20 protein-coding genes are annotated in these 26,566 nt (G+C 66.6%); 5 read left to right on the top strand and 15 right to left on the bottom strand.

The window, feature by feature from the left end; genetic code table 11:
• Positions 1-72 precede the first annotated feature (72 nt).
• Positions 73-966 carry a LysR family transcriptional regulator gene (locus HD883_RS24410; RefSeq protein WP_179589664.1) on the bottom strand — a complete coding sequence of 298 codons (894 nt, stop codon included), beginning with the start codon at positions 964-966 and terminating at the stop codon, positions 73-75.
• 318 nt (positions 967-1,284) lie between these two features.
• On the opposite strand from HD883_RS24410, the gene HD883_RS24405 reads away from it, so the two are divergent.
• Complete coding sequence (locus tag HD883_RS24405) at positions 1,285-2,523, top strand: MFS transporter (RefSeq protein WP_179589663.1); 1,239 nt, start codon at positions 1,285-1,287, stop codon at positions 2,521-2,523.
• A 33-nt stretch (positions 2,524-2,556) separates the two neighbouring features.
• Here HD883_RS24405 and HD883_RS24400 read toward each other — a convergent pair whose 3' ends face one another.
• From HD883_RS24400 to HD883_RS24370, 7 genes are all read right to left on the bottom strand, one after another.
• Positions 2,557-3,273, bottom strand: a complete 717-nt coding sequence (locus HD883_RS24400) for a DUF2894 domain-containing protein (protein WP_179589662.1) — start codon at positions 3,271-3,273, stop codon at positions 2,557-2,559.
• 29 nt (positions 3,274-3,302) lie between these two features.
• Positions 3,303-3,956: an OmpA family protein gene (locus HD883_RS24395; RefSeq protein ID WP_179589661.1), complete on the bottom strand. Its 654-nt coding sequence runs from the start codon at positions 3,954-3,956 to the stop codon at positions 3,303-3,305.
• Positions 3,953-7,606 carry a DUF802 domain-containing protein gene (locus tag HD883_RS24390; protein ID WP_179589659.1) on the bottom strand — a complete coding sequence of 1,218 codons (3,654 nt, stop codon included), beginning with the start codon at positions 7,604-7,606 and terminating at the stop codon, positions 3,953-3,955. The genes HD883_RS24395 and HD883_RS24390 overlap by 4 nt, the downstream gene beginning before the upstream one ends.
• A 10-nt stretch (positions 7,607-7,616) precedes the next feature.
• Positions 7,617-8,450, bottom strand: a complete 834-nt coding sequence (locus tag HD883_RS24385; RefSeq protein ID WP_218863587.1) for a DUF3348 domain-containing protein — start codon at positions 8,448-8,450, stop codon at positions 7,617-7,619.
• 147 nt (positions 8,451-8,597) lie between these two features.
• Positions 8,598-9,752 (bottom strand): D-2-hydroxyacid dehydrogenase, encoded by a 1,155-nt coding sequence (locus HD883_RS24380; protein ID WP_179589657.1) that lies wholly within the window; start codon positions 9,750-9,752, stop codon positions 8,598-8,600.
• A 61-nt stretch (positions 9,753-9,813) separates the two neighbouring features.
• A complete protein-coding gene (locus HD883_RS24375) occupies positions 9,814-10,905 on the bottom strand; it encodes a Bug family tripartite tricarboxylate transporter substrate binding protein (RefSeq protein ID WP_179589655.1) in 1,092 nt (363 codons plus the stop codon).
• 112 nt (positions 10,906-11,017) lie between these two features.
• Positions 11,018-11,824, bottom strand: coding sequence for a class II aldolase/adducin family protein (locus HD883_RS24370; RefSeq protein ID WP_179589653.1), 807 nt, complete (start codon positions 11,822-11,824; stop codon positions 11,018-11,020).
• Positions 11,825-12,024: 200 nt separating this feature from the next.
• Between HD883_RS24370 and HD883_RS24365 the strand changes: the two genes are divergently transcribed.
• Positions 12,025-12,945 carry a LysR family transcriptional regulator gene (locus HD883_RS24365; protein WP_179589651.1) on the top strand — a complete coding sequence of 307 codons (921 nt, stop codon included), beginning with the start codon at positions 12,025-12,027 and terminating at the stop codon, positions 12,943-12,945.
• Between the two features lie 126 nt (positions 12,946-13,071).
• Here HD883_RS24365 and HD883_RS24360 read toward each other — a convergent pair whose 3' ends face one another.
• Complete coding sequence (locus tag HD883_RS24360) at positions 13,072-13,590, bottom strand: DUF421 domain-containing protein (RefSeq protein ID WP_373563460.1); 519 nt, start codon at positions 13,588-13,590, stop codon at positions 13,072-13,074.
• 413 nt (positions 13,591-14,003) lie between these two features.
• Between HD883_RS24360 and paoA the strand changes: the two genes are divergently transcribed.
• Genes paoA through paoC form a run of 3 tightly spaced genes read left to right on the top strand, consistent with a single transcriptional unit; the run spans position 14,004 to position 17,835 of the window.
• Positions 14,004-14,678, top strand: a complete 675-nt coding sequence (gene paoA, locus HD883_RS24355) for an aldehyde dehydrogenase iron-sulfur subunit PaoA (RefSeq protein WP_179589649.1) — start codon at positions 14,004-14,006, stop codon at positions 14,676-14,678.
• Complete coding sequence (locus HD883_RS24350; protein WP_179589647.1) at positions 14,675-15,625, top strand: FAD binding domain-containing protein; 951 nt, start codon at positions 14,675-14,677, stop codon at positions 15,623-15,625. Before paoA ends, HD883_RS24350 begins: the two co-directional genes overlap by 4 nt.
• 2 nt (positions 15,626-15,627) lie before the next feature.
• The gene (paoC, locus tag HD883_RS24345) at positions 15,628-17,835 is read left to right on the top strand and encodes an aldehyde oxidoreductase molybdenum-binding subunit PaoC (protein ID WP_179589645.1); all 2,208 of its coding nucleotides are present in this window, start codon (positions 15,628-15,630) and stop codon (positions 17,833-17,835) included.
• 71 nt (positions 17,836-17,906) lie between these two features.
• On the opposite strand, the gene HD883_RS24340 is transcribed toward paoC, so the two are convergent.
• The 6 genes from HD883_RS24340 to HD883_RS24315 form a co-directional block, all read right to left on the bottom strand.
• Positions 17,907-19,343, bottom strand: coding sequence for a hypothetical protein (locus HD883_RS24340; RefSeq protein WP_179589643.1), 1,437 nt, complete (start codon positions 19,341-19,343; stop codon positions 17,907-17,909).
• A 310-nt stretch (positions 19,344-19,653) separates the two neighbouring features.
• Positions 19,654-20,715 (bottom strand): ParB/Srx family N-terminal domain-containing protein, encoded by a 1,062-nt coding sequence (locus tag HD883_RS24335; protein ID WP_179589640.1) that lies wholly within the window; start codon positions 20,713-20,715, stop codon positions 19,654-19,656.
• Between the two features lie 49 nt (positions 20,716-20,764).
• Positions 20,765-22,549 (bottom strand): thiamine pyrophosphate-binding protein, encoded by a 1,785-nt coding sequence (locus HD883_RS24330; RefSeq protein WP_179589638.1) that lies wholly within the window; start codon positions 22,547-22,549, stop codon positions 20,765-20,767.
• A gap of 40 nt (positions 22,550-22,589) precedes the next feature.
• On the bottom strand, positions 22,590-23,585 hold the full coding sequence (locus tag HD883_RS24325; protein ID WP_179589636.1) for a tripartite tricarboxylate transporter substrate binding protein: 996 nt from the start codon (positions 23,583-23,585) through the stop codon (positions 22,590-22,592).
• A gap of 24 nt (positions 23,586-23,609) precedes the next feature.
• Positions 23,610-25,352, bottom strand: coding sequence for a thiamine pyrophosphate-binding protein (locus HD883_RS24320; protein ID WP_179589634.1), 1,743 nt, complete (start codon positions 25,350-25,352; stop codon positions 23,610-23,612).
• 11 nt (positions 25,353-25,363) lie between these two features.
• Complete coding sequence (locus HD883_RS24315) at positions 25,364-26,377, bottom strand: tripartite tricarboxylate transporter substrate binding protein (RefSeq protein WP_179589632.1); 1,014 nt, start codon at positions 26,375-26,377, stop codon at positions 25,364-25,366.
• Between the last annotated feature and the right edge of the window lie 189 nt (positions 26,378-26,566).

Raw genomic sequence — 26,566 nt, 5'->3', positions numbered from 1 at the left:
GAGATGACGGTCTGGGGGGCACCGTGCGGGTGTCACTGTGCTGGCTTCACCGTGCAGGCGTCACCGCTGCATTCACGCCTTGTGCCGGATCGCGGCAATCACCAGCGCCAGCGCGCGCGACGAATGGCGTCGGCTGGGGTAGTAGGCGTGCAGGCCGGGAAAGCTGGGGCAGAAGGCTTCCATGACACTGATCAGGCGGCCATCCTGCACGGCGGGGCCCGCCAGGTCTTCCGGAACGAAAGCCAGGCCGCAGCCGCTCAGCGCGGCGTTCAGGATCTGGTAGGCGCTGTTGAACATGCATTGGCCGCGCACCCGCACTTCGACATCGCGGCCGTTGTCGCGCAGTTCCCAGGCGTACACGCCCCCGCTGCTGGACAGGCGCAAGGTGATGCAGTTGTGCCGGTGCAGGTCGGCAATGGACGCCGGCACAGGGCGGTCGCCGAAGTAGCCGGGCGACCCGACGATCATCATGCGGACATCGGCCGTCAGGCGCACGGCGATCATGTCCTTTTCGACCTGGTCGCCAAAACGCACGCCAATGTCATACCGCTCGGCGGCGATGTCGACCAGCCGGTAGTCCGACGTGATCTCGACATGCAGATCGGGATAGGCCGGCAGGATGGGCGCCAGGCGGGGCCACAGCACGGTGTCGATCACGTGGTCGATGGCAGTGATCCGGATGGTGCCGGCCGGCTTGTCGCCCAGGTCGCTGATCGCCGCGATTTCGGCTTCGACCTCGTCCAGACGCGGCGCGACGTTCTGCAGCAGCCGTTCGCCCGCTTCGGTTGGCGACACGCTCCGGGTGGTGCGGATCAACAGGCGCACGCCCATCCTCGCTTCCAGCCCGCGGACGATGTGGCTGAGCGCGGATTGCGTCATGCCGAGCTTGGCGGCGGCGCGCGTGAAGCTGCGTTCCCGGGCGACGGCGAAAAAAACGAGAAGGTCGTCGAGCTTGGCGCGAGCCATGAAGGATCCGGCAGGATTATCGGATTTTCATGATAGCTCGCGCTTAACGGAACTGCCTATTGATGATTGCGGTTCATAGGCCCGACGAATTCAGAAGGGATCGGATAGGACACGGCGGGCATACCATGGAGGCCTTGATACGGGTTTTCCCGCACGCCATGCGGCGTCGTTAGTCCATGCCTTTGGTTGCACCGTGCGGCTGCTTCGTATGACTTCTGCGTGTGGCTGCGGCGTTTGACTGCTGTGCATCGCTGCTGCGTGTCACTGCCGGACGCCGGTCCCCGTCTGCATTTCCTGTCTTCTCATTCCTTGATTCCCATGACCCCTTCCACTGCCACCCATCACGCGGGGCCTGAACCGACGACTGCGCCCTTGGCCGCTGCGTCGTCGCCCTCCGCCACCGCCACCGCCACGCCCTGGGCCGCGGTTGGCTCCATGGCCATGTGCGTCGCCCTGCTGATCGCGTCCGAATTCATGCCGGTCAGCCTGCTGACGCCCATTGCCACCGACCTGCATGCGACCCAGGGCATGGCCGGCCAGGCGATCTCGGTATCGGGGCTGTTTGCCGTGGTGACGAGCCTGTTCATTGCGACGATCGCCAGCCGCTTCGACCGCCGCCACGTCCTGCTGGCATTGACGGTCGTCATGCTGGCGTCCTTGCTGCTGATCGCGTCGGCCACCAACTTTGCCGTGTTCATGGCGGCGCGCGCCCTGCTCGGCATCACCGTTGGCGGCTTCTGGGCCCTGTCGACCGCGACCATCATGCGGCTGGTGCCCGACGCCGCTGTCCCCAAGGCGCTGGGGCTGCTGTACACCGGTAACGCCGTGGCCGCGGCGTTCGCGGCGCCAATCGGCAGCTATGTGGGCGGCCTGATTGGCTGGCGCGGCGTGTTCTGGGCGATGACGCCTTTCGTGGTGGCCAACCTGATCTGGCAGTGGGCAAGCCTGCCGTCCCTGCCCCCGCAAGCGGCCACGCCCGTGCGCAAGGTGCTGGGCCTGCTGAAGCGGCCGCATGTAGCCTTTGCCATGCTCGGTGTGATGCTGACCTTTGCGGGCGCCTTCGCCAGCTTTACCTATTTCCGGCCATTCCTGGAAACGACCACCGGCGTGACCGTGACGCAGTTGTCATTGCTGTTGCTGTGCCTGGGCGCGGCGGGGTTCCTGGGGACATACAGCGCCAGCATGCTGATCGGACGTCACCTGTACGCGTTGATGCGCTGGCTGCCGCTGGCTTTGGCCGCGGTGACCCTGGCGATGCTGGTCGCGGGTCACTGGTTATGGGCTGTCGGTGGACTGATGGTTGCGTGGGGCACGCTGAATTCGGCGATCCCGGTGTGCTGGTCGACCTGGCTGTCGAAGGGTGTCGCGGACGACCCGGAGAGTGGGGGCGGCCTGATGGTCGCGGCGATTCAGCTGGCGATCATGCTGGGCGGCGGACTGGGTGGGCTGCTGCTGGACGGGATGTCGATTACGGCGACGTTCGTAGGCAGCGCGGTGCTGCTGGTGGCCGCGTCGGTGAGTGTGGGGAACGGGAAACGGATCCGGCCGGCGGAGTGATGCGGTCTGCAGCCACCGCGTGTCCCTTGCCTGCTATTTCGCTTTCGCGCGGCTGGTCTTTCTGGCTGCGCCGGGTTTTGCGGCGTCCTTGCCCATCGGCATCCCGAAGGCGTTGACCTGCTCCATCCACGACAGGCCGTCGACATAGGCCAGGAAGTGCCGCAGATAGCCGGGCGACAGTTCGCGCATCATCAGCAGTGACCGGTGCACAAGGTGACTGGAGTTGAGCGGGCCGGCGTTTTCCGGGACGCGTTCCAGCGACTGGCGTACCTGCCGGTTGGTGCTGACCTTCGACAACGCATCACGGAAGTAGTCGATCTCGGGCAGTTCGGGATAGGTGGCGCGTTGCAGCGCGACCTTGCGCAAGGTGCGGTGCGCGTCGGATTCGGCGGTCTGCTGCTGGATGTAGTTGAGCAGGTCCACCAAGGGGCGGCGCGCGGTGGGCAGTGCCGAAGCGGTGGCGGCAGCCGGTGCCGATCCCGCTGCAAGGGCTGTCGCTGCTCGAGCGACCGGATCAGCCGACGCACTGCCGGCCCCCGCCTGTGCCACCAATGTTTCATACGCCGCGATCAAGTCACGCAGCCTTGCATCCAGCACGCGCCGGGCGGCGCCGCCCTGCCCTGCCGCCCTGCGCGCCAGGGCTTCAATCAGATGGAAACGCAAGGGGTCGATACGGTCGGCGCCGTGCTCTCGCCAGTCGGCAAGCCGCGACGCAATGTCGAGTGCGGACGCATCCGGGTCCACCGTCATGCCAGGCGCTCGCTCATGCCTTCGCCCCGTCACTCACGCGCCGGCTTGGCCGCGTCGGCGGCGGCGGGCTTGCGGATCGGCGCGATTTCCACGCGGCGATTCTTGGCGCGGCTGGCTTCGTCGGTATTGGTGGTGACAGGCTGTTCGGATCCGAACGCCGCCGCAAACACCAACGACGGCGCGATGCCTTCTTCGATCAACGCGCGGGTGACCGTCAACGCGCGTTGCGCCGACAGTTCCCAGTTGTCGGCGAACCGGCGATTGGTTTCCTTGACCTGCTGATCGTCGGTAAAGCCGCTGACCATCAGCACTTCCTGACGCGCTTCCAGATAGATCGACAACGGGGCGATCAGCGTGCGCAGGACCTCGCGCCCTTCGGCCTGCAGCTGGGCGGAATTGATCGGGAAGAGCACGCTGCCGCTGATGCCGATGCGGCCGTTCACCAGCGTGACCCGGCCGGCCGCCAAAGGTCCGGCCAGCGCTTTTTCGAGGGCTTCGCGGCGCTGCGTTTCTTCCTGGCGCTGCTTGACCTCTCGTTCCAGCCGCGCCGACAGTTCCAGTTGCACGCCGATCACGCCGACCAGCACCAGCACGAAGGCGCCCAGCATGACCGACATCAGGTCGCCAAAGACGGCCCAGACCGGAACGCTGCTGTCGACGCCAGCGTCGATGTCGTCGTTCATGTCGCGGCTGCCCCGGCACGCTGGCCGGCCAATTGCTGGAGATCGTCAACGATCTGCTTTTGCGCCAGCATGCTGAGGTCGATGACTTCGCGGGCCTGGGCCACGTAGTAGGCCAGCTGTTCGTCGCTGCGCGTGGTGGTCTTTTCCAGCGCGGCTTCCAGGCGCTGCAGGTTGCCCACCAGCGACTCGTTCGATTGACTGAACAATTGGACAGCCGTGCCGAAGGCTTCGCCAAGGCTGGCGACTTCCAGGGCGCTGCCTGTGACCTGCGCGGCCACTTCGGTCAGTTTGCCGGTCTCGCTTTCGACCTGCTCCGTGAATCGGCTGCCCACGCGCTCCAGCATGTCGGACGAGGTCGTGACCAAGGCATCGACCGCCGTGCGTTGTTCCGTGGATGCATGGTTGACGGCGTCAAGCAGTGTGCCCAGCGTTTCGAGCAGGCGGCTGCGTTCTTCGAGCATGACGTTGTCGCGGGCCATGCTGTCGGACAGCTTCTGGCGCACTTCGGTGATGACGTCGGCCGCGGCTTTGGGCGCCTCGGACGCCGCCTGCACCAGGCGCGCCATTTCGGCGATCGTCTCGCTGGCATGGGCCTTGGTGTCGGCGGTGATGTCGCGCGCCGTCTGTGCCAGGGCATCGCAGATGTCGCGCTGCTGACGCGTGACCTGATCGCCGGCCTGTGCCCATTCCTGGCGCAGCGTGGTGACCATGTCGGTCAGCGAACCGGTCCAGGCAGCCAGGCGCTGCTGGTCCTGCCCGGCCAATTCGGCCTGCAGGGCGGCGGCGGCCTTGGGGGCCTCGGCCGCGACCTGCACCAGGCGATCGATCTCGGCCAGGGTGGTGGTGGCGTGCGCCTGCGTCTGTTCGGCCATCTCGCGCGCGGTCGTGGTGATCGCGTCGTACATGGCTTGCTGACGGTCGGTCGTATGCGTGCCCGCCTGCTCCCATTCGTCGCGCAGCGTCGTCGCCATGGCGGCCAACGACGCGGTCCAGGCCGACAGGCGCTGCTGGTCTTGCGCAGCCAGTTCGGCCTGCAAAGCGGCGGCGGCCTTGGGGGCGTCGGCCGCAACCTGCACCAGGCGATCGATCTCGGCCAACGTGGTGCTGGCGTGGGTCTTGGCCTGGTCTGTCATGTCACGCGTGGTTTGCGCAATCGCGTCGTACATGGCCTGCTGGCGAGTGGTGGTGTGCGTGCCGGCCTGCTGCCATTCTTCGCGCAGCGTGGCGGCCATCTCGGCCAGCGATGCGGTCCAGGCGGCCAGGCGCTGCTGGTCCTGCGCGGCCAGTTCGGATTGCAGGGCGGCTGCGGCTTGCGGCGCCGCCGCGGCCACGTCGACGAGGCGGTTGATTTCCGCAAGCGTCTTGCTGGCGTGGGCCTGCGTCTGCTCGGCCATTTCGCGCGCGGTGGTGGCGATCGCGTCGTACATGGCCTGCTGGCGGTCAGTCGTGTGCGTGCCGGCCTGCTGCCATTCTTCGCGCAGGGTGGCGGCCATGTCGGCTAGCGACTCGGTCCAGGCGGCCAGGCGTTGCTGATCCTGAGCGGCCAGCTCGGCCTGCAAAGCGGCGGCAGCCTTGGGCGCATCGGCCGCGACGTCGACCAGGCGTGTGATTTCCGCCAGCGTCGTGGCGGTGTGCGCCTGCGTCTGTTCGGCGATTTCGCGCGCGGTCAGCGCCAGCACATCGCATACGTCCTGCTGACGGCTGGCCGACGATGCGCCTGCCTGTTGCCATTCTTCGCGCAGGCCGGTGGCCATGGCCGCAAGCGAGGCAGTCCAGGCGGCCAGACGTTGCTGGTCTTGCGCGGCCAGGTCGGCCTGCAAGGCGGCGGCGGCATTGGGGGCCGCAGCGGCCACCTGCACCAGCCTTTCGATTTCCGCCAGGGTGGTCTGGCTATGGGCGCGGGCTTCCTGCGTCATGTCGCGCGCCGCCGCGGCCAGTGCATCAACGATGTCCTGCTGGCGGGTAGCCGTGACCGATCCGGCCTGTTGCCATTCGGCGCGCAGCGTGGCGGCCATCTCCGCCAAAGAGGTGGTCCAGGCCGTGAGACGCTGCGCGTCCTGCTCGGCCAGTTCGGACTGCAGAGCCAGGGCGGCCTTGGGCGCATCGGCAGCGGCCTGCACCAGGCGGTCGATCTCGGCAAGGGTGGCGGTGGCGTGGGTTTGCGTCTGGGCGGCGATGGTGCGGGCCGTCTCGGCCAGCGCATCGCAGATCTGCTGCTGATGGCCTGCCGATGCCGCGCCCACGTCCTTCCATTCGTCGCGCAAGGACCCGGCCAATTGATCGAGCGCACCGGTCCAGGCGGACAGGCGCTGCGCGTCTTGCGTGGCCAATTCGGTCCGCAACTGGTCGTGTGACGTGCTCAGCGTACTGACCAATGAAGCCGCCTGCTGCGCAAAGCCGGCCGATGCCGCGGTCAACGCCAACTGGTTGTCTTCCGCAAGCTTCTTGCTGGCGACCGACTGATGCGCCAGGGCCGTTTCCCACTTGGCCGCCACGGTGTCGGCCACGCCGTCCATGCGTGCGGCGACCTCATCCAGCAGCCGGGAGGACCGGGTGTCGAACGTACCGGCAAAGGCGTCAAGCGACTGACGCAGGTCGGCGGTCAGCGCTTCGCTGGCCTGCCGCTGCTCGGCCACGGCGCCTTTCCAGATATCGGCCACGGTCGCCGTCGACGTTTCGAATCGGGTCGACAGCCCATCCAGCTGGCGTTGCACGGCCTGCGTGACGGACTCGTGCAGCACCGCCGTTTCGCGGGCGACACTGGCCATGGTGGCCTCGACCGCGGGCTGGATGGCCGCGCCGGCGGAGCGCACCCCTTCGACCACACTGTCTTTCAGGCTCTGTTCGACCGACGCGGCCAGGCGCGTGTAGGCCGCATCGGCCTTGCCATGGAACACGTCCTGCTGGGCGACCAGGCGATCATTCAAGGCCTGCGTCTGCTGCGTGATGGTCGTCATCATGGCCTCGAGCCGGTCGACCACGGTCGGCATCAGGTCCGCCTGTCGCTGCAGCAGCTTGAAGCTTTCTTCCCGTCGATGCGTGAGCGAAAACGCGCGCAGCGACCCGGCCAGCAGGCCGTCCAGCGACCGCGCGGCCTGGATGCGTTCGCGGCGGCACAGCGCCGCGATCAGGCCCAGCATGGCCGACGTGGCGACACCCGCGACCGACGTGCCGAACGCAAAACCCAGGCCCTTGACCGGTTCGGCCAGCGACGCGCGGATGGCTTCCAGGTCGGTTGAACTTTCGAGCGCGAGGCCGGTGCCACGCAGCGTGGCGACCATGCCCAGGAAGGTGCCCAGCATGCCCAGCAGCACCAGCAGGCCGACCAGATAGGGCGTCAGGGTGGGCGCGGGCAGACCGGTGCGCTCGCCTTCCACCCGCAGCCGCACGGCATTGCGCAAGGTGGGATGCACGGTGTCGATCCAGTCGCCCAGCCGGCCGGGGGCTTCCTTGAGCCCGGCGATCGCGCGCGTCAGGGTGCCCGTGGCCATCTGATAGCGGTACAGCTCGAGCGCGCCCAAGAGGTAGACGGCAACGATCAACAGCGTGACGGCCAGCGCCAGGGGGTTCGCGGTCAGGTAACCGGCACCGATCCAGCCTGCAACCGCCAGGCCCACCACAAACACTACATACGGAATAAATCGGGTCATGACGTCCTGGTCAACCGCCCCGAAGCGCCTCCAGCAGCGCTTCGATCGGTTCTAAACGGATTTCCAATTCGGCGAGCAACACGCTCTGCATATCCTGGCGGAACACGTCCAGCCAGGGGCCGACGGTAAACATCGGCTTGCCGACAGCCTTTTTCGGGTCGGAACCCTGGGCCTCGGCAGCCGCGGCCGCGTTCGCCACGCTCAAGGCCACGTCCGGCGCCACGTCCGGTTCCGGGCCGGCCGCGACCTGCCCTGCCCGCCGCACGCGGTCGAAATGCGGTTCGAGCAGACCGGGAATGCCGGCAAGCAAGGTCCGCTCGCGTGCGCCCAGCGCCTGTTCCATGGCCGCGTCCACCACCGCCAGCCGGTTCAGGGCGGGCGACGACGCGGCCAGCACGCCCCGCAAACGACGGCGCAGACCCCCGATATTCGTCTCCATGGTCTGCTGGAGCGTCGAATACCGCTGGCGATGCGTCGCGTACTGGACGAGTTCGGCCGCCTGGACTTCGGGCTGCGCCGGCGCCCGGCGCTGGCCTCGCGGCCCCGCCTGGGCCCGTGCCGACGCCGCGCTTTTGCCGGTAATGGCGTTTTCCAGTGCGGTTTTCACGCGCGCGCACTCGCGCTCCTCGGCGCTGTAAGCGGCGGGAAGCACAGGCGTTGCCGCGACCGGCGCCCCACTCAGGGCGCCCGACAGGGCAATCGCGTCGGTCCAGGCAAGCCAGCCACCCAGCTTATCGGGTGGCGACAACGGACTGGCGGGTACGTCGGCGTCGGTCAGGCGGGCCAGCAGACGAATCAGCTTGGGGCCGCCGAAACCCGTGCGCCGTGGCGGTTCTTGCACCATAAAACCCGGGTCAAAGACCGAGGAGTTTACCCTTTTGGCGCGGTTTGCCGGAACTTGGGGGCGGCGCACCCGCTACGCGCGGGGTGTCCGCGGGGTGTCCATGGGGTGTCCACGGGGCGCAACCGAGGTAAGCGCCCCCTGTCGCGCTCAGGCTGGCAGGGCGATCCGGTTGCGCATGGCGTCCCACCGGCCCTGCAGGGCGCAGCGGGTGTTGTGCACGATGATGGGCAACACCTGGTCGGCATAACGATCGGATTCGCCGCCCAGATGGGGGGTGATCAGCAGGCGGGGCACGTCCCACAAGGGGTCGTCGGCCGGCAGCGGTTCCCGCTCGAACACGTCCAGCGCCGCGCCTGCAAGCCGCCCGCCGGTCAAGGCGTCAACCAGCGCCGCGGTGTCGCATAGCCCGGCCCGGGCCACGTTGATGAAGCACGCTGTGGGCTTCATGGCTGCGAAGACGGATGCGTCGACCATCCCTTTCGTGGTGTCGTCCAGTGGCGCCAGGGCCACCAGCATGTCGGCCTGCGCCGCCCCATCGAGCAGGTCGGATCGGGCCAACACCATGTCGAACTCCGGCAGCTCGCGCACCGTGGCGGTCACGGCCACCGTGCGCATGCCCAGCGCCCGGCAGCGCGTGGCGAGTGCGCGGGCGATCAAGCCGGTGCCAAGGATGACCACGGTCTTGCCATGCAGCAAGGGCTGCGGCCGGCGCTTCCACAGGTGGGCGCGCTGGTTGTCGATCAGGGATGGAAAGTCGCGCGCCAGGGAAAGCATCAGCATCAGGGTCAGTTCGGAGACGGCCGGACCGTGCACGCCGTGGGAGGATGTCATGACCAGTCCCGCCGGCAGGTTGGGTAGCGACACGATGCCGTCGACGCCCGATGACAGCGCATGCAGCCAGCGCAGATGTGGCAATTGCGTGATCAGAGCGGGGGTCAAGGCGCTGGCGAACCCCATGACGGCGGTGGCGGCTTCGGCGCCTTCGGGAAGAGGCTGACCGGGCGTGGCCGCGAGCACGGTCACGGTCGCGGTCGCAGGAGGGCGAGTGACGGGCGCGGTCGCGGTCGCGGGCGGACCAGCGACGGGCACGGCGGGCGCGGGCACGGTGGGCACGGCGGTCGCGTCGGGGCGGGCAGCGTCCGTCCCGGGCTGCGCAAGCGCCTCCATCAACTGCGCCGCGTAGTACGCCGCGTCGGCGTTGACGATCAGCAGGGTCTGGTTGCCGGGTGCGAGCGACGCAGGACCTTGGGCATCATCCGTTGGCGAGTGGGCAGACATGGGGGCCGACAAGGAAGCCGACATGTGAGCCCACACGGTGGCAGACGCGGGGGCCGGAACATCCATCGGCGTCGTCATCCCCACCTCAATCCGTCTTGATGTTGGCGGCCGTCACCAGGGGCGCGTAGGCCTTTTGTTCGGCCACGATGCGCTGGGTGACCGCGTCGGGAGACGAGGCGGTCGCCTCTTGCCCCAAGGCCGCCAGGGCGGCCTTGGCCTCGGGCGTGGCCAGCCACTTGGCCGACAGTTCGCCGACCTTGGCGACCACCGACGACGGCGTGCGGGCCGGTGCGTACAACGCAAACCACGTCTCGACCTCGTAACCCGGATAGCCCAGCTCGGCCACCGTGGGCACCTCGGGGAACATGGGCGAGCGCTGCGCGGCGGTCGATGCCAGGATCTTGATGCGCCCCGACCTGGCGAAACCGCCGAGGGTGGCCAGGTCGATCATCGTCAGTGGCGTGCGCCCCGACACGACGTCGCCCAGGGCAGGCGCGAACCCTTTGTACGGCACATGGGTCATTTGCACGCCGGCGCGCTGGGCCAGCAGTTCCATGCCGATGTGGGCCGACGCGCCAATGCCGTTCGACGCATACGCGACCGCGCCGGGCCTGGTGCGCGCCAGGGTCAGCACGTCGGCCAGGGTGTCGGCGCCCAACGACGACGACACCGCCACCAGGTAGGGCCCCTTGGACAGCATGCCGATCGGCGAGAAATCCTTGAACGGGTCATAAGGCAGCGGCGTGCTGGCCGTGAGCGGCAGCAGCGACATGGTGGACCCGCCCGTCATCAACAGGGTGTAGCCGTCGGGGGCGGCCCGCGCCACGGTCTGCGCGGCGATGACGGTGTTGCCGCCCGCCTTGGATTCCACCACAACGGGCTGGCCCAGGTCTTTTTCCAGTTGCACGGCCAGCAGGCGCGCGACACCGTCGGCGCCGCCACCGGGCGCGAAGGGGATGATGATGCGGATCGGGCGGTCGGGCCAGGTCTGGGCGGCAGCGGGGGATGTCGCGAGAGCGGCCGCCGCGAGCCAGGTGGCAGCCAGGAGGGTCGCGAAACATGTCGGCGCCAGGGTGGCCGACCGTGGCGTTGCCGAACGCTGCTTGGTTGATGCCCGGTCGGTTGAAGCGAACGTCCTGGCGCGCAGACGGGCCAGCGGCGCGAAAGTCTTGAACATGGTGTCTCCTCGTCGGGCCAGTGGTCTGGCCTCGATCTCGTTATGCGTCGTCGCGGCGAGTGGTCCCGTCGCGGGTCCTGCGTCCAGTGCGGTCAGGCCGCCGTGACCGCGCCTACTGCCGGAACGACGGGTCCAGCCGGTCCATGCGGCGCAGCAGCGCGGGCCATTCCATGTGGCCGAGCGGGCTGATCGACCCGTCGGCCCGCGGCTGCCCGGGTTCGCGAAAGCTGTTGCTGGCGATGCGGGTGGCCAGTTCGGGCGATCCATAGGTCAGCTTCTGCCCGCTGGCCAGCGCATCGACCTGGGCCTGCATCGCCATTTCCAGGTGCCACATCATGGCAAAGGCCTGCCCGATCGTCTTGCCCGCCACCAGCGTGCCGTGATTGCGCAGAATCATGACCGGCTTGTCGCCGATGTCGCGCACCAGCCGTTCGCGCTCGCCCAACTGATTGGCCAGGCCTTCGCTGTCGTGATAGCCGATCTTGCCGTGGAAGAGCATGGCGTGTTGCGTGAGCGGGAGCAGTCCGCATTCCATGGCTGACACGGCCATGCCGGCGCGGGTGTGAGCGTGGATGACGCATTGGGCATCGGGCCGGCCGCCATGGATGGCGCTGTGGATCACGAAGCCGGCGCGGTGGATCGGGTGCGGCGTCGGGCTGACGACGTTGCCGTCCAGGTCGATCTTGACGAGGTTGGATGCGGTGATCTCGTCGAACATCAGTCCGAACGGGTTGAGCAGGAAGTGTTCTTCGGCGCCCGGCACCCGGGCCGAGATGTGGGTGTAGATCAGGTCGGTCCACCCGTAGTGCGCATGCAGCCGGTAACAGGCGGCCAGGTCGACCCGGGTCTGCCATTCTTCGGCGCTGATGGATGACGCGACGGCGTCGGGGCGGATGTAGACGGGGTTCTCGGCTTTCATCGGACGTCTCCAGGTGATGAGTATGCTGATGTTCTGTGTGCTGAATATGAGCGTGCTGAATGTGCGTGTGCTGAACACGCGGGGGCCCGACGTGTCGGGCTGGGGGCCAGCGCATGCCGCCCCGGGAATGCGCCCATTGAACCGCCGGACACTATCGATTCCAATCGAAAAAAACTGCAGCACCCTACAAGAAAGCTTCAATGTCGATAGAAAGCCAGCTCAGCCTCAAGCAACTTCGCGCCTTCGTGGCCGTCTACCGGTCGGGCAAGCTGAGCCTGGCGGCCACCCGGCTGTCGGTGACGGAGTCGGCGGTCAGCACCATGCTGCGCCAGATCGAAGCCACGCTGAACCTGGCGCTGTTCGATCGCACGTCGCGCGCCTTGACGCCGACCCAGGCGGCGCACGACACCATTGCGGTCGCCGAACGCATCCTGCAGGACGTGGCGCGTCTGGGCAGCCACTTCGAAGCGCTGAGCGACCTGCGGCGGGGCCGGGTCCACATCGTCGTGACGGCGACCGTGGCCGCGGTGCTGATGCCGGCCGTGGTGCGCCGCTTCAGCGCCGTCTACCCCGACGTCAAGATCATTCTGGACGACTGCGCCCCCGATCAATTCCTGACGCGGGTGGCGGCCGACCATGTCGATTTCGGGATCGGCACGCCCGAGTCCGATGATCCCCAGCTGGAGCTTGTGCCCTTGCTGCACGACCACCTGTGCCTGGTGTGCGCCGACGATCACCCGCTGGCCGGCCGCGACGACGTGACCTGGGCCGACGTGGCGCCCTACCCCCTGATCGCGGTGCGGACGGGCCTGGGCTACGGCATGCGCCGCAAGCTGGATGCGGCGGCCGACCATGCCGGCGTGCGGCTGATCATCGGCCATGAAGTGAACTTCCTGTCGTCCGCGCTGTGGATGACGGCAGGCGGCCTGGGCGTGACGATCTGGGCGTCGTCCCTGGTCGCCAAAACGCAGCACGACAATCTGTGGCGATGCCGCCTGACATCGCCGCGGGTGCCCATGGACATCTCGTACGTGAACACCAGAGGCCGGACCCTGTCCCCCGCCGCCGAGGGTTTCCTGAAGGTGACGCGCGAAGTGTTCGCGGAAGTGATCACCCTGTAGGCAGGACGCGTCGATCGCAACACCCGTCGATCGCAGCATCCAGGGGATCGTTGATGGAGTCCACCAACGTGTTGATGGAGTCCGCCAACGAGTTGATGGATTCCAGCAAGTCGTTGCCGACGTCCCCTATTCTTCAAGCGTGGACGTTTCCCCATCGGTGCGTTCCGACATGCGAATCACGCTGACCTGTCCGTCGGACTCGATGTAGGCGCGCTGCACTTCGTCGAGCCGGCCAATGCCCAGCAGGCGCAGTTGCGCCATCAGCTCGGTGCGCGTGACGTGTTCCTGCCGCATGCCGCGCGCCACGATCCGCCCGTTCCTGACCAGCAGCACGCGGCGCGGTTCCAGCCACTTGCGCAGCAGCGGCGAGCTGTAGCCCAGACGGTCGACCACGACGCTCCACCCGACGATGGTCGCCACCACGATGATGCCGTCCCCCACCGACGTGGAGTCGCCCGCCATCGCATTGCCTGCGGCGTCCGCCACCAGCACAAGCACCAGGAAGTCGGCAACGCCCATCGACCCGACATCGCGCCGGCCGGCCAGACGCAACAGAATGAACAGCGCCCAATAGATCGCCGTGCCCCGCGTAAACATTTCTACAAAGCCTGCATCAAGCGCCAAGATGTCCTGGATGTCTTCCACGTCTTCCTCATGAAGTGCGTTGAACGACCCCGCTGCAAGGGGCCGTTGATGCACCATCTGTCGCAAAGTTCGTGCGCGAACGGATGTCACCGAAATCTCATGGTCACGAAAGTAACCAAACGCTCGCACGGCCAATCCACCCAAGAGCCGCGCCAGCATTGGCTCTGCGGCAGGAAGCGTCCGACCGAATCATGCGAGAAACGCGCCTTTCGCACCTTTGGTTTCATGAAACCGCTTCATAGTCCCATGCACTTCCGGCTACCTAATCAAATGCGTGCGCGACAGTTAGGATGGATGCACCGCCAGCGTGGGATACCGCTGCGTGTTTTTGCCCGCATGTGTCGCCTCGCGGCCCCATTGGAACGACGGCTTGCGGAGCCGTCCGTTCATCACGAACAACAAAGGATTTCCCCATGGAAAAAATCGACGACCTGAACACGGGCCGGCGCAACGTGCTGATCGCAGGCGCGGCGTCGGCAGCGGCTGTCAGCATGCCGCTGACCGGCCACGCGCAGGCGACGGGCGCGAACAAGCGCCCTGCGCCGGCCCCTGGCTCGGCCGCCAATGGCGCACCGGTGCCTGCCTCGGTCTCGCTCAAGGTGAACGGCAAGGCGCGTACGCTCAATGTCGAAACGCGCACGTCACTGCTCGACGCCCTGCGCGAACACCTGATGCTGACCGGCACCAAGAAGGGCTGCGACCACGGTCAATGCGGCGCCTGTACGGTCATCGTCAACGGGCAGCGCATCAACTCGTGCCTGACGCTGGCCGTCATGCATGATGGCGACGAGGTCACGACGATCGAAGGCCTGGGCACGCCCGGCAAGATGCATCCGATGCAAGCCGCGTTCGTCAAACACGACGGCTACCAGTGCGGCTACTGCACGCCTGGCCAGATCTGTTCGGCCGTGTCGGTGCTGGACGAAATGAAGCGCGGCATTCCCAGCCACGTGACGACCGACCTGAACGCGCGCCCCCTGCTGAGCGCCGATGAAATGCGTGAACGCATGAGCGGCAACATCTGCCGCTGCGGGGCCTATTCGAACATTGTCGATGCGATGACCGACGTCGCAGGGAGCGCCGCATGAAAGCCTTCACATACGAACGCGCCACGTCGCCTGCCGCCGCCGCGGCTGCGGCCGCCGCCACGCCGGGCGCCAAGTTCATTGCGGGCGGCACCAATCTGCTCGATCTGATGAAGCTGCAGATCGAAACGCCGGTGCACCTGATCGACGTGAACCGCCTGGGTGTGGACGAGATCACCGCGACCCCTGAAGGCGGCCTGCGCATCGGCGCCCTGGTCCGCAATACCGACCTGGCTGCCAACGACCGCGTGCGCCGCGACTATGCGCTGCTGTCGCGCGCGCTGCTGGCGGGTGCATCGGGTCAGTTGCGCAACAAGGCCACGACGGCCGGCAACCTGCTGCAACGCACGCGCTGCCCTTACTTCTATGACACCAACCAAGCCTGCAACAAACGCCAGCCTGGCAGCGGCTGTTCGGCCATTGGTGGTGTGACGCGCCAGCTGGGTGTGGTCGGCACCAGCGACGCCTGTATCGCCACGCACCCCAGCGACATGGCCATTGCCATGCGCGCGCTGGATGCCGTGGTCGACACCGTCAAGCCCGACGGTTCGCAGCGCCGCATCCCGATCGTTGACTTTCACAAGCTTCCGGGCAACACCCCGCATATCGAAAATGCGCTGGAAGCCGGCGAGTTCATCACGTCGGTCACCCTGCCCCAGCCCGTGGGCGGCGTGCAGGTCTATCGCAAGGTGCGCGACCGCGCGTCCTATGCCTTTGCCTTGATTTCGGTGGGCGCGATCGTTCAGCGTGATGGCTCGGGCCGTGTCGCCGTGGGCGGTGTCGCTCCCAAGCCCTGGCGCGTGGACGCCGCCGACGCGCAACTGCCGCAAGGCGCGCAAGCCGTGGCCGCGCAGTTGTTTGCCAACGCGCGTCCCACCCAGGACAACACTTTCAAACTGAAGCTGGTCGAACGCACGCTGCAATCCGTGCTGACGGAAGCGAGGGTCTGACCATGAAATTCGATACTCCCGCAACGACCAATCCCATCGACCAGTTGAAGGTCGTGGGCAAGCCGACCGACCGGATCGACGGCCCGTTCAAGACCACCGGCAGCGCACCGTATGCGTACGAGTGGCATGACAGCATGCGCAACCAGGCCTATGGCTATGTGGTGGGCGCAGGCATTGCGAAAGGCCGCATCACGCGCATGGACCTGGCCGCCGCCAAGGCCGCGCCGGGCGTGCTGACGATCATTACCGCCGACAACGCGGGCAAGCTGGAAAAGGGTGACTACAACGTCGCCAAGCTGCTGGGCGGACCTGAGGTCGACCACTATCACCAGGCAATTGCCCTGGTGGTGGCCGAGACCTTCGAGCAGGCACGCGCCGCGGCCTACCTGATCAAAGTGGACTACGCCGCGTCCGCCGGCAAGTTTGACCTGGAAGCCGAAAAGGCATCGGCGACCAAGCCGTCGCCCAAACAAAGCGAAAAGCCCGACACGGCCGTCGGCAACTTTGCGTCGGCGTTTGATGCGGCCCCCGTCAAGCTCGACGCCACCTATCACACGCCCGATCACTCGCACGCAATGATGGAACCGCACGCGTCGATCGCCGTGTGGCAAGGCAGCAAGCTGACGGTCTACACGTCCAACCAGATGATCGCGTGGGGCGCCGGCGACGTGGCCAAGACCCTGGGCCTGAAGAAAGACGATGTGCGCCTGATCTCGCCCTACATTGGCGGCGGCTTTGGCGGCAAGCTGTTCGTGCGCGCCGACGCCATTCTGGCCGCGCTGGGCGCACGCGCCGTCAAGCGTCCGGTCAAGGTCGCGCTGACACGCCCCCTGATGGGCAACAACACCACGCACCGCCCGGCCACCATCCAGCGCATCCGTATCGGCACGACACCCGACGGCAAGATCACTGCCATCGGTCACGAGACCTGGTCAGGCAACCTGGAAGGCGGATCGCCCGAAGAAGCCGTGCAACAGACCCGCCTGCTGTATGCCGGCGCCGACCGCATGACCCAGACGCGCCTGGCCTTGCTGGACTTGCCCGAGGGCAACGCCATGCGCGCGCCCGGCGAAGCGCCTGGCCTGATGGCGCTGGAAATCGCGATCGATGAAATGGCCGAAAAGGTCAACATGGACCCGGTGGCCTTCCGTGTACTGAACGATACGCAGGTCGACCCTGAAGACCCGAAGCGTCCGTTCTCGCAACGCCAGTTGAACGAATGCATGCGCATTGGCGCCGAGCAGTTCGGCTGGAGCAAACGCAGCGCCAAGCCGGCCACCCTGCGCGACGGCCGCTGGCTGGTCGGCATGGGCGTGGCATCGGCCTTCCGGAACAACCTGACGATGACGTCGGGCGCACGCGTGCGGCTGGACAAGCGCGGCATCGTCACCGTTGAGACCGACATGACCGACATCGGCACGGGCACCTACACCATCATCGCGCAGACCGCCGCCGAAATGATGGGCCTGCCCCTCGACAAGGTCATGGTGCGCCTGGGGGATTCCAGCTTCCCGGTGTCCGCCGGATCGGGCGGCCAATGGGGCGCCAACAGTTCGACCGCCGGCGTGTACGCCGCATGCGTCAAGCTGCGCGAAGCCGTCGCCCGCAAGCTGGGCCTGGACCCCGCCACGGCGGAATTCGTGGACGGCCAGGTGCGTGCCGGCGGCCGCAGCCAGTCGCTGGCCACGGCCGCACGGTCAGCCGACATCGTTGCCGAAGACAAGATCGAATTCGGCGACCTGAGCAAGAAGATGCAGCAGTCCACCTTCGGCGCCCACTACGTGGAAGTCGGCGTGGACATGGCCACCGCCGAAGTCCGCATCCGCCGCATGCTGGCCGTGTGCGCGGCTGGCCGCATCATCAACCCCAAGTCGGCGCGCAGCCAGGTGATTGGTGCAATGACAATGGGTGCCGGCGCGGCGCTGATGGAAGAACTGGCCGTAGACACGCGCCGGGGCTTTTTTGTGAACCACGATCTGGCCGGGTACGAAGTGCCGGTGCATGCCGACATTCCGCATCAGGACGTGATCTTCCTGGACGAGACCGATCCCCAGTCGTCGCCCATGAAGGCCAAGGGCGTGGGCGAGCTGGGCATCTGCGGCGTAGGCGCTGCCGTGGCCAACGCGATCTACAACGCGACGGGCATCCGGGTGCGGGAGTACCCGATCACGCTGGACAAGTTGCTGGACAAGATGCCGGCGATGGCGTGATCAGCTTGAGGTAATGCTCGGACGCGATTGAGCATGGAAAAGGCCGCAGCGGAGACGCCGCGGCCTTTTTTTTATTGCTGAGGCGTCGAAGCAAATCCAACATTGCCCTGGATGATGTCGCGCAGCATGATGCCGTGTTCGAGCCGATAGATGTCGCTATGCGACCCGCCGCTGGTGCCGAACGCGTTTTCAGAGATGAGGTCCGAGGCGTCGACGTAGGTCACGCGTGTCGATCCGGCACGCTGCAGCGTCACTTCGCCGGCAGCGCTTGCCTTTGCGCAACGGACGTGGCTTTGCTGTGGCGTGCCAGCGCCGCACACTGAGTCAAAACTCTTTGCATCACCGGCGTACAGGCCCCAGACGGGCAACGGCACGGCCTGGTCCCTTTTCGATGCCGTCATCACGAAACGATCCACGGTGCTGCAGTGATTGCGATAGACCATGTTGCTTGACCTGTCGAACGCGCCAAGCAGGCGTTCAGACAGATAGGCTGGCTGCAGATTGACGACCGTATCGATGCGTTGCAATGCCATGGGCTGATCGCCATCTTGCTTCACGATGACCGGGCCAACGCACGCCGCCACGGATGCCGCCTTGGCGCCGAAGCTGTGGCCCACCACGACAACTGGCAACGTCGTGCCCGGGCTCGCCGCATTTTGTGCGGCAGGCAATGTTCCATGCAGCAGTTGCCCAAGCCATGACAAACCGACTTCGTCCGCGTCCTCGGCTTTGGTGGGGAAGCTGACGATCTTGATGGCCGGGTCGATCCAGGCGCTGCTCCATTGGCTAGGCCATGTCACGGTGATGACCAGCGGGTGGAAGCCGGCGACGGTGCCTGCAGCCGCCGTAGCGCGATAGGCCCGCCACAGATTCCAGGTGATGGAATTGACGTTCCGGACCGCCTCTTCCTGCACGGTGTTCCATCCCATCACGATCACCAGGATGTGCGAGTACGGTTTCTGTGCTTCAGCCGTTGCGTGCAGGGCGCCAGGCGACCGTGCGTCCTTGATGCGATTTCCGAGGTTGGCCTGGAGAGCCCCGAGGGCCTCCCAGCTGTTGCTGTAGGCGTTCGCCGGGTGGAGCGGTACGTGCGGTGGATGGAATGGGGAAATGAGCTGTCGCTCGGCCGGTTGGCCCGGCTGCACATAGGCATTGAAGACGGTGCAATTGTCGTTGATGCGCGCATCCGCCGAGTGGCGAATGATATGCGTGATGGCCATGACCTTGCCGTCGTTGAACTTGCGGTCCAGCGCGCTGGCGCCGATGTTGACGTTGTCCGTTTTTTTGATGCGCACCGAATGGTCAGCCGGCCGCTTCACCTTCTCGATCCCGACCAGGTAACCATCGAACCGGGGCGTCAATTCAAAGGGATAGTAAAGCGCGCTGTGGAACTGGTGCGTGATGGGCCCGTCCGTTCCAAGTGCCTGTTCTTCGTTGGCGAGCCTGCGGCTGTTGGCGCAAGCGCTCAGCAAGAGCAGGAGGGATAGGACTGCGATGAGGTGCTTCATGGAGGGGCCTTTGCGCGGGCGATACGCATGACGGTTGGCGATCTGAGGCCAAGAACCTACGCGCGCCACCCCGCCGGGCATAGACGAGACTCTACGTAGAGAGGCTGCAGATCGCAGGCGGCGCCGCCATCGTGAAGGCGAAATCGAGCGGGTCGGGCTACCGCGCCGGCCGCAACCAGCACGCCGGCTGCGTGGCCGCGGGCCCGCCGCACTGCCGGTACTTGACCGCGTACCAGGCCGCGCCGGCGGTGCGGTAGCGGTTCGAACTATTGGTGTCGCTGCGCCACACGTCGTCTTCCAGCTTGTCATTTCAGGCGCCCGCCGTGGCGGGTGGGCCGAGCTTGCCGAGTTGCGCGGCGGTGCGCCCCGGGCCGACCAGCGTGCTGCCGTTGAGCGCGATCATGCGCAGGGCGGCGTCCCTGACCGCGGCGGGGTAGCTGGTGGTGCTGTCGCCGGTACGGGGCACGGCAGTGCCGTTGGTGACGGCAATTCGGCTGCGCGCCAGATTGCGCAGGTTGTATTCGACAAGGTCGATGCCGTTGTTGCGCAGCCAGTGGCCCCAATAGAACTCGGCAAACTCGGACACCTTGGCATTGTCGTAGCCAAGGTCCCGGACCAGGTACACCAGGGACCGATAGCGGTCGTCCTGGAACGCTGCCAAGGCGACGCGCGGCGGCAGCGCGGATGGGGCGATGCCCTTGCCGTTGGCGTCGCGCAGCCAGGCGTAGCCGGCGCTGGTCATCCGTTTCCAGAAGTCGGCGGTGTCCCGAGTCGCGCTGTAGTTCGCCACGACGCGCACCCACACGGGCAGCTTGGGGCCGCCGTCGGCCAATTCATTCAGCGTGGTGAACGTGTGATGCCCGTCGGTCAGATAGAGTGCGCCTTGCGGGCCGATCACGACGGTCTTGAGCGAGCCCGCCGCAGCCGACCCGGCAGCCGGTGCAGGCCCTGTGCAACGATAGGTCGACGGGTCGATCAGCCTGACGGCTCGAGGCGTGTAGGCAGCGGGGTCGGCGCCGGTCTGGCCCATGTCGGCGCAGTAATCGTCGACCCGTTCAAACTCGGTGCGAAACAGGTAGCGCGAGTAGTTGTCGGTGTCATCGTCGCCCAGGTAGCCGGCGGCGGTGGGGGCGTAGCGGGTGAAGTCAGGTTGCTTGCGGCCCAGCTGGGCGTAGATCTGGTCGTAGCCGACCACGGCCTGCGTCGGGCGCAGCTGGCCGATGCTGACCTGGAACACGTCACCTGGCCTGGCGGACAGGTAGGGTGATGGCGTCGCCGCCGGTGCTGCGGCCTGGCTGGCGTGGCCGGCCACGCACCCGGCCAGCGCAGCCGCGGCGCTCGCGGCTTTGATCCAATGGAAAGTGTGCCGCATGGCGTTCTGCACCGGACAAGGAAAAAGCCATGGTCGCATAGTTCCCTCCTTACCCCGCCTTGACCTCGCGCAGCAGGCCTTTGGTCATAAGCGAGTCGTAGCCCGGCACCACCCGCACATCAATCACGCAGACTTTGCCCGCCTGGACATCCGCAATGGCTTGGGCCATCACCGTTGCAAGCTCCGCCGCATCGTGCACCGGTCCATACCCGACAGCACCTTGCGCACGCGCGATGCCGGCGATGTCGATGTCGGGGTCACCGATGTGCTGGGCGACGGCCTTGTTCTCGGTCGTGCGCGAGCGGGTGCGCGCCACTTTTTCCTGATGCAATTCGTCGTTGAAATAGCCCAGATTGTTGGCGACCACGAAAAGCACGGGCACCTTGTAGCGGGCGGCGGTCCAGATGGCGCTGACGCCCATCATGTAGTCGCCGTCTCCGATCACGGCCAAGGGCAGGCGTCCGGTCCCTTGCAATGCCAGGGCGCAACCGACCGACATGCCTGGCCCGGAGCCGAGGCCTGCGCCGCCGTCCTTGCCCAGGAAATCCAGGGGATGCCGAAAATGCCAGGCGTTGCCGGGCCAGCCGAGCGGCGTGCGCAGCAGCGAAACGTCGTGGTCCAGGGTCGCTGTGCGCAAGACCGACGCCAGGACCTGCAAGCTGATGGGGACCGCACCAGGATCGGCCGGCGCGGCCACGGGCACCGGTGAGTAGGCAGCACGTGTCCTGGCGGCAAAACACCCTTCCTGGTCATCGAGCCGCAGCAGCGCATCGACCAGGGCGTCGGGTTCACACAGCAGATGCGTTTCCACCGGGGGCAAGGATTGATGATCCATGCTCCAGCCCTTGTGCGAGTATTGATCGGGCGAACAATGGACGACGCGCGCCGTGACGGCGCCCTTGGCCGACGCGACCTTGAGCGCACCGCCCAGGTCCAGCCAGTCCAGGCTCAGCACGACATCGGCATCGCGCAGCAGGCCAATGCCGTCGTCGCCCATGAAAAACGCAGGGGGTGCGACGTGCAGCGGATGGTCGGTCGGGAAGACGGCAGGCAGCTTCAGGTCGGACATGACCTTGGCGCCAAGGCGTTCGCACAAGTCGACGCGTTTGGCCCAGGCCGCTTCGTCGCGCGACGAACGCCCGGCCATCACCACCGGTCGCTGGGCCGCAGCAAGCCAGGCCGCGATCTGCCGCACGCTGGCCGGGTCGGGGTAGGGCGTGACGGGCTGGCTGTAGCCGGAGATGTCGGGCGGGCTGACGCCGGCATCGAGCCGGGCTTCTTGCAGGGACACGTCGAAGCACACGTACACCGGCCCGCGCGGCGCGGTATTGGCAATCATGGTTGCACGTATCAACGATTCGGCCGCGGCCGGCAAGGAGGCAGGCTGGTCGTCCCACTTGATGAAGTCGCGCACCAGCGCACCCTGGTCGCGTGACGTGTGGATCCAGTCGATCCACGGGCGGCGCTGCGCCGCATCGACCGGACCGGTGGCGCCGATCACCACCATGGGCACCCGGTCGCACCACGCGTTGAAGATGCCCATCGACGCGTGCATCAACCCCACATTGCTGTGGACCACCACGCCCATGGGCTTGCCGGTGACCTTGGCATAGCCATGCGCGATCGAGACCGCGTGGTCTTCGTGCAGGCACAGCAGCATCTGCGGATCGTCGTTGCCCAGGTAATTGACCAGGCTGTCGTGCAGACCACGCAGGCTGGCGCCCGGGTTGATGCTCAGGTACTTCAGGTCCAGTTGGCGAATGATGTCGGCCAGGTAATCGCTGCCCCATTCCAGGGCGACCGACTCGTCGACGACCGGTTTTTCCACGTTCATGCTGTTCCTTCGATTCGATGGGACGCCGTTGCGGCGGCCGTCAGGGTTTGTTGCCGCTCGGCACGTCCGCCGCCTGCAGGTAGGGCAACCAGTGCGTGATTTCCGTGCCCACATAGCGGGTGAACGTCGCGGCATCCCAGTCTTCGGTCACCATGTTCTGCTGGCGCAGTTCACGCTGGATCTCGGGCGTGCGCATGGCCTGCCGCACCGCCGCGTTGAGCTTGGTGGTCACGGCCGGGTCCATGCCCGCCGGTCCGGACAAGGAAAACCAGGTTGTTCCCGTCAGCTTCGGATAGCCCTGCTCGGTAAAGGTCGGGACATCCGGAAAGTCGTCCAGCCGCTTGTCGGCTGTCAATGCGATCGCGCGGATACGGCCGGACTTGATGCCGGCGGTGGCGCTGCTCAAGGTAATGAACGCGGCCTGGATCTGGTTGGCGATCAGGTCGGTCACGGCGGCGTTGGCGCCCTTGTAGGCCACGTGCACCATCTTCAGCTTGGTGGTGTCCTTGAACGCGTCACCGATCAAGGAACCATGCGTGCCCTGCCCTGGCGATCCCCAGCTGACGCCGTTCGGCAGGCCGCGTGCGTAGGTGATGAAGCCGGCCAGATCCTTGACCGGGCTGTCGGCATTGACGATCAACGCCGCGGGCGGGCCACCCAGAAACGCAATGTGCGTGAAGTCCTTGAGCGGGTCGAAGGCATTGGGGTTCTGCAAAGGCGCGATCACATGCGACCCGATGCCGGACACGACCAGCGTGTAGCCATCCGGCTCGGCGCGCGCCACCGCCTGCGACCCGATAAAGCCGGCTGCGCCCGCACGATTTTCGACCACCACGGTCTGGTTCAAGGACCCGGTCAACGACTGCGCCAGCGCGCGGCCCAGGGTGTCGGCGCTGCCGCCGGGCGGATAGGGAACGATCAGGCGGATCTGCTTGCGAGGCCACGCCGCGTCGGCGGCAAAGGCAGTTGCCGTGGCGGCCGTGGACAGCACGCCTGCCATGACCAGACCGGCGACACAGGAAACGAAGCGCGTCATGAAGACCTCATTCAGGGGATAGGGTCAGGACTCGTAGCCCGGCAGGACCTGAGCATCGATCACACACAACGCGCCCCCGCGAACGCGTGCGATCGCGTCCGGCATGGCCGCATTGAGTTCTGCCGCGGTGCGCACGGTCGGGCCGGCATGCGCCCCTTGTGCGCGGGCGATCGCGGGGATGTCGATGGCGGGATCCGTCATGGTCTGCGCGATCGCCTTGTTCTCGGTCGTGCGGCCGCGGCGGCGGGCGATGCGTTCCTGGTGGATCTCGTCGTTGAAATAGGTACTGTTGTTGGCGACAACGACCAGGAGCGGCAGGCGGTAGCGCGCGGCGGTCCAGAAGGCGCTGGCGCTGAACATGAAATCGCCATCGCCAATCACGGCCAGCGGCAGCCGGCCGCTGCCCTGCAGCGCCAGCGCGGCGCCTATCGCCATGCCCGGACCCGAGCCGATCCCCGCGCCGCCATCCTTGCCCAGGAAGTCCAGCGGGGCGTCGTAGTCCCACACTTCGTTGGACCAGCCCAGCGGCACTTTGATGAGAGAGGTAAGGATGTTTTTGGTGGTGTCGCGCAGCACCTGAGCGAGCACGCGGATGCTCAATGCCGCGTCGTCTGAAGGTGCGGGATCGACCTTGCGCACGCGCGCCGGTATTGGCTGACGTTCCCGCTTTTGGAACCGCGGCGACGCGTCATCGAAGGCCAGCAAGGCATCCACCAGCGCTTCCGGCTCGCACAGGAAATGCAGATCCGCCCGCAGCAAAGCCTGATGGTCCATGCTCCAGCCCCGGTGCGAATACTGCTCGGGAGAACAGTTCACGATGGCCGCCGTGACGGCTGCGCCGCGCTCGCCCACGACCTTGACCGTGCCCGCCGGATCCAGCCAGTCCAGCGCCAGGATCACGTCGGCATCGCGCAAGGCCTGCGCGCCATCCTGGCCGACCGTGAACGGCACGTGCAAGGGGTGACGTGTCGGAAACGCGGCCGCCTGCTTCAGGTCGGTGATCACCGTGGCGCCCAACCGTTCGGCCAACGCCACGCGGCGAGTCCAGGCATCGGGGTGGCGGGACAAGCGCCCCGCCAGGATCACCGGCCGCTTGGCGCGGGCCAGCAGTTGCGCCACCCGCTGGACCGCATCCGGGTCCGGGTAGGCCGCCACCGGTTGCGCGAACCGGGCCGGGTCGGGCAACGGCAACGCGGGATCGCAGGCCTGTTCCTGCAGCGACACGTCAAAGCACAGATAGACCGGGCCTTGCGGCGCGGTGGTCGCGATCCGCTGCGCCCGCAGCGCCGCTTCGCCCGCCGCCTGCAAGGACGCGGGCTGGTCGTCCCACTTGATGAAGTCGCGCACCAGCTTGCCCTGGTCGCGCGCGGTATGCAGCCAGTCGATCCAGGGCCGGCGCTGCGCGGCGTCGACCGGGCCGGTGGCGCCGACGATGACCATCGGCACCCGGTCGCACCACGCGTTGTAGATCGCCATCGACGCATGCATCAGCCCGACGTTGCTGTGCACGGCCACCGCCATGGGCGTGCCAGTGACCTTGGCATAGCCGTGCGCGATGGCGATGGCGTGCTCTTCATGCAGGCACAGCAGCAACTGGGGATCGTCATTGCCCAGGTAGTTGACCAGGCTGTCATGCAGGCCACGCAGGCTGGCGCCCGGATTGATCGCCAGGTAGTTGAGGTCGAGCTGGCGGATCAGGTCGGCCAGATAGTCGCTGCCCCACTGCCTTTCCGACGCCAGGGCGCCGACCGGTCGTTCAATGTTCATGCAGGGTTCCTTCACGGCTTGGCGTCGGCCTGCGCGGGCGCCACATACGGTTTCCAATGCTGGATTTCGGACCGCACATAGGCATTGAAAGCTGGCACGTCCATGTCCAGCGTTTCCATGTTCTGGCGGCGCATCTCGGCCACGATCTCGGGCGACCGCAACGCGCGCCGGACTTCGGTGTTCAGCCGTTCCACGATCGCGGGCGGCATATTCGCCGGCCCGGACAATGAAAACCAGGTCGTGCCGGTCAGCGCCGGATAGCCCTGCTCGGTAAAGGTCGGCAGTTGCGGAAAGTCGTCCGCGCGCTTGTCGGACGTGATCGCCAGCGCGCGCAGCTTGCCCGACTGGATGTAGGGCGTGGTGGTGCCGAAGGACATGAATGCCGCGGTGATATGCCCCGCCAGCAAGTCCGTCATGGCGGGGTTGCCGCCCTTGTAGTTGATGGTGACCATCTTGATGCCGGCCGTGGAGGCGAAGGCATCGCCGATCATGTAGCCGTGCGTGCCTTGGCCGGGTGATCCCCAGCTGATCTTGCCCGGGTTGGCCTTGGCGTAATCGACAAAACCCTTCAAGTCCCTGTAGGGCGAGTCCGGGGCCACTACCAGCACCGTGGGCGGACCGCCCAGAAAGGCAATGTGCGTGAAGTCCTTGATGGGATCGAAGGTGTTGTCGTTCACCATCGGCGCCACCACGTGCGACCCGATGCCCGACACCACCAGCGTGTAGCCATCAGGATCGGCCTTGGCCACCATTTGAGAGCCGATCACGCCCGCCACGCCCGACCGGTTCTCGACCACGAAGGTCTGCTTGAAGACCTCGGACAGACGTCGCGACACGATGCGCCCCAGCGTGTCCGACCCGCCGCCCGGGGCGTAGGGGACGATGACACGGACGGGCTTGGTGGGCCACGGCGGCTGGAGCGGCGGGGATGGCGGTGACTGCGCCGCTGCCATGCAAGCCGCGCTACAGGCGGCCACGGCGAATGCCAGCTTCGCACGGGAAGCAAGGGCCCAACGTTTCATCATGTCGTCTCCTGAGCCTGACACCCGCCTTGAAAAGCGGTGCGCCGGCCCGTCTGATTCGCCGTTCCTATATACGGAACGCCGTTCCTTGTTGTGAATTCAGCTTAGACGGCTAATGAAGTGACTGTCAATGCACGCAATCGAGGGCAAGTACGGTATCGTCCAAGTCTCGCAAATGCTCACAGCAATCAA

This window comes from Pigmentiphaga litoralis (genome assembly GCF_013408655.1).
In the GTDB taxonomy this organism is placed as follows: Bacteria; Pseudomonadota; Gammaproteobacteria; order Burkholderiales; family Burkholderiaceae_B; genus Pigmentiphaga; species Pigmentiphaga litoralis_A.
Note: the sequence above shows the minus strand (reverse complement) of the source record. Positions and strands in the feature narration are given on the sequence as shown.

Bases quoted from the DNA above. Each gene is read 5' to 3' on its own strand.
- HD883_RS24410 (WP_179589664.1), bottom strand. From the start codon at position 966: ATGGCTCGCGCCAAGCTCGACGACCTTCTCGTTTTTTTCGCCGTCGCC.
- HD883_RS24405 (WP_179589663.1), top strand. From the start codon at position 1,285: ATGACCCCTTCCACTGCCACCCATCACGCGGGGCCTGAACCGACGACT.
- HD883_RS24370 (WP_179589653.1), bottom strand. From the start codon at position 11,824: ATGAAAGCCGAGAACCCCGTCTACATCCGCCCCGACGCCGTCGCGTCA.
- HD883_RS24340 (WP_179589643.1), bottom strand. From the start codon at position 19,343: ATGAAGCACCTCATCGCAGTCCTATCCCTCCTGCTCTTGCTGAGCGCT.
- HD883_RS24350 (WP_179589647.1), top strand. From the start codon at position 14,675: ATGAAAGCCTTCACATACGAACGCGCCACGTCGCCTGCCGCCGCCGCG.
- HD883_RS24365 (WP_179589651.1), top strand. From the start codon at position 12,025: ATGTCGATAGAAAGCCAGCTCAGCCTCAAGCAACTTCGCGCCTTCGTG.
- paoA (WP_179589649.1), top strand. From the start codon at position 14,004: ATGGAAAAAATCGACGACCTGAACACGGGCCGGCGCAACGTGCTGATC.
- HD883_RS24375 (WP_179589655.1), bottom strand. From the start codon at position 10,905: ATGTTCAAGACTTTCGCGCCGCTGGCCCGTCTGCGCGCCAGGACGTTC.
- HD883_RS24330 (WP_179589638.1), bottom strand. From the start codon at position 22,549: ATGAACGTGGAAAAACCGGTCGTCGACGAGTCGGTCGCCCTGGAATGG.
- HD883_RS24390 (WP_179589659.1), bottom strand. From the start codon at position 7,606: ATGACCCGATTTATTCCGTATGTAGTGTTTGTGGTGGGCCTGGCGGTT.
- HD883_RS24325 (WP_179589636.1), bottom strand. From the start codon at position 23,585: ATGACGCGCTTCGTTTCCTGTGTCGCCGGTCTGGTCATGGCAGGCGTG.
- HD883_RS24395 (WP_179589661.1), bottom strand. From the start codon at position 3,956: ATGAACGACGACATCGACGCTGGCGTCGACAGCAGCGTTCCGGTCTGG.
- HD883_RS24400 (WP_179589662.1), bottom strand. From the start codon at position 3,273: ATGACGGTGGACCCGGATGCGTCCGCACTCGACATTGCGTCGCGGCTT.
- HD883_RS24380 (WP_179589657.1), bottom strand. From the start codon at position 9,752: ATGTCGGCTTCCTTGTCGGCCCCCATGTCTGCCCACTCGCCAACGGAT.
- HD883_RS24385 (WP_218863587.1), bottom strand. From the start codon at position 8,450: ATGGTGCAAGAACCGCCACGGCGCACGGGTTTCGGCGGCCCCAAGCTG.
- HD883_RS24335 (WP_179589640.1), bottom strand. From the start codon at position 20,715: ATGCGGCACACTTTCCATTGGATCAAAGCCGCGAGCGCCGCGGCTGCG.
- HD883_RS24320 (WP_179589634.1), bottom strand. From the start codon at position 25,352: ATGAACATTGAACGACCGGTCGGCGCCCTGGCGTCGGAAAGGCAGTGG.
- paoC (WP_179589645.1), top strand. From the start codon at position 15,628: ATGAAATTCGATACTCCCGCAACGACCAATCCCATCGACCAGTTGAAG.
- HD883_RS24315 (WP_179589632.1), bottom strand. From the start codon at position 26,377: ATGATGAAACGTTGGGCCCTTGCTTCCCGTGCGAAGCTGGCATTCGCC.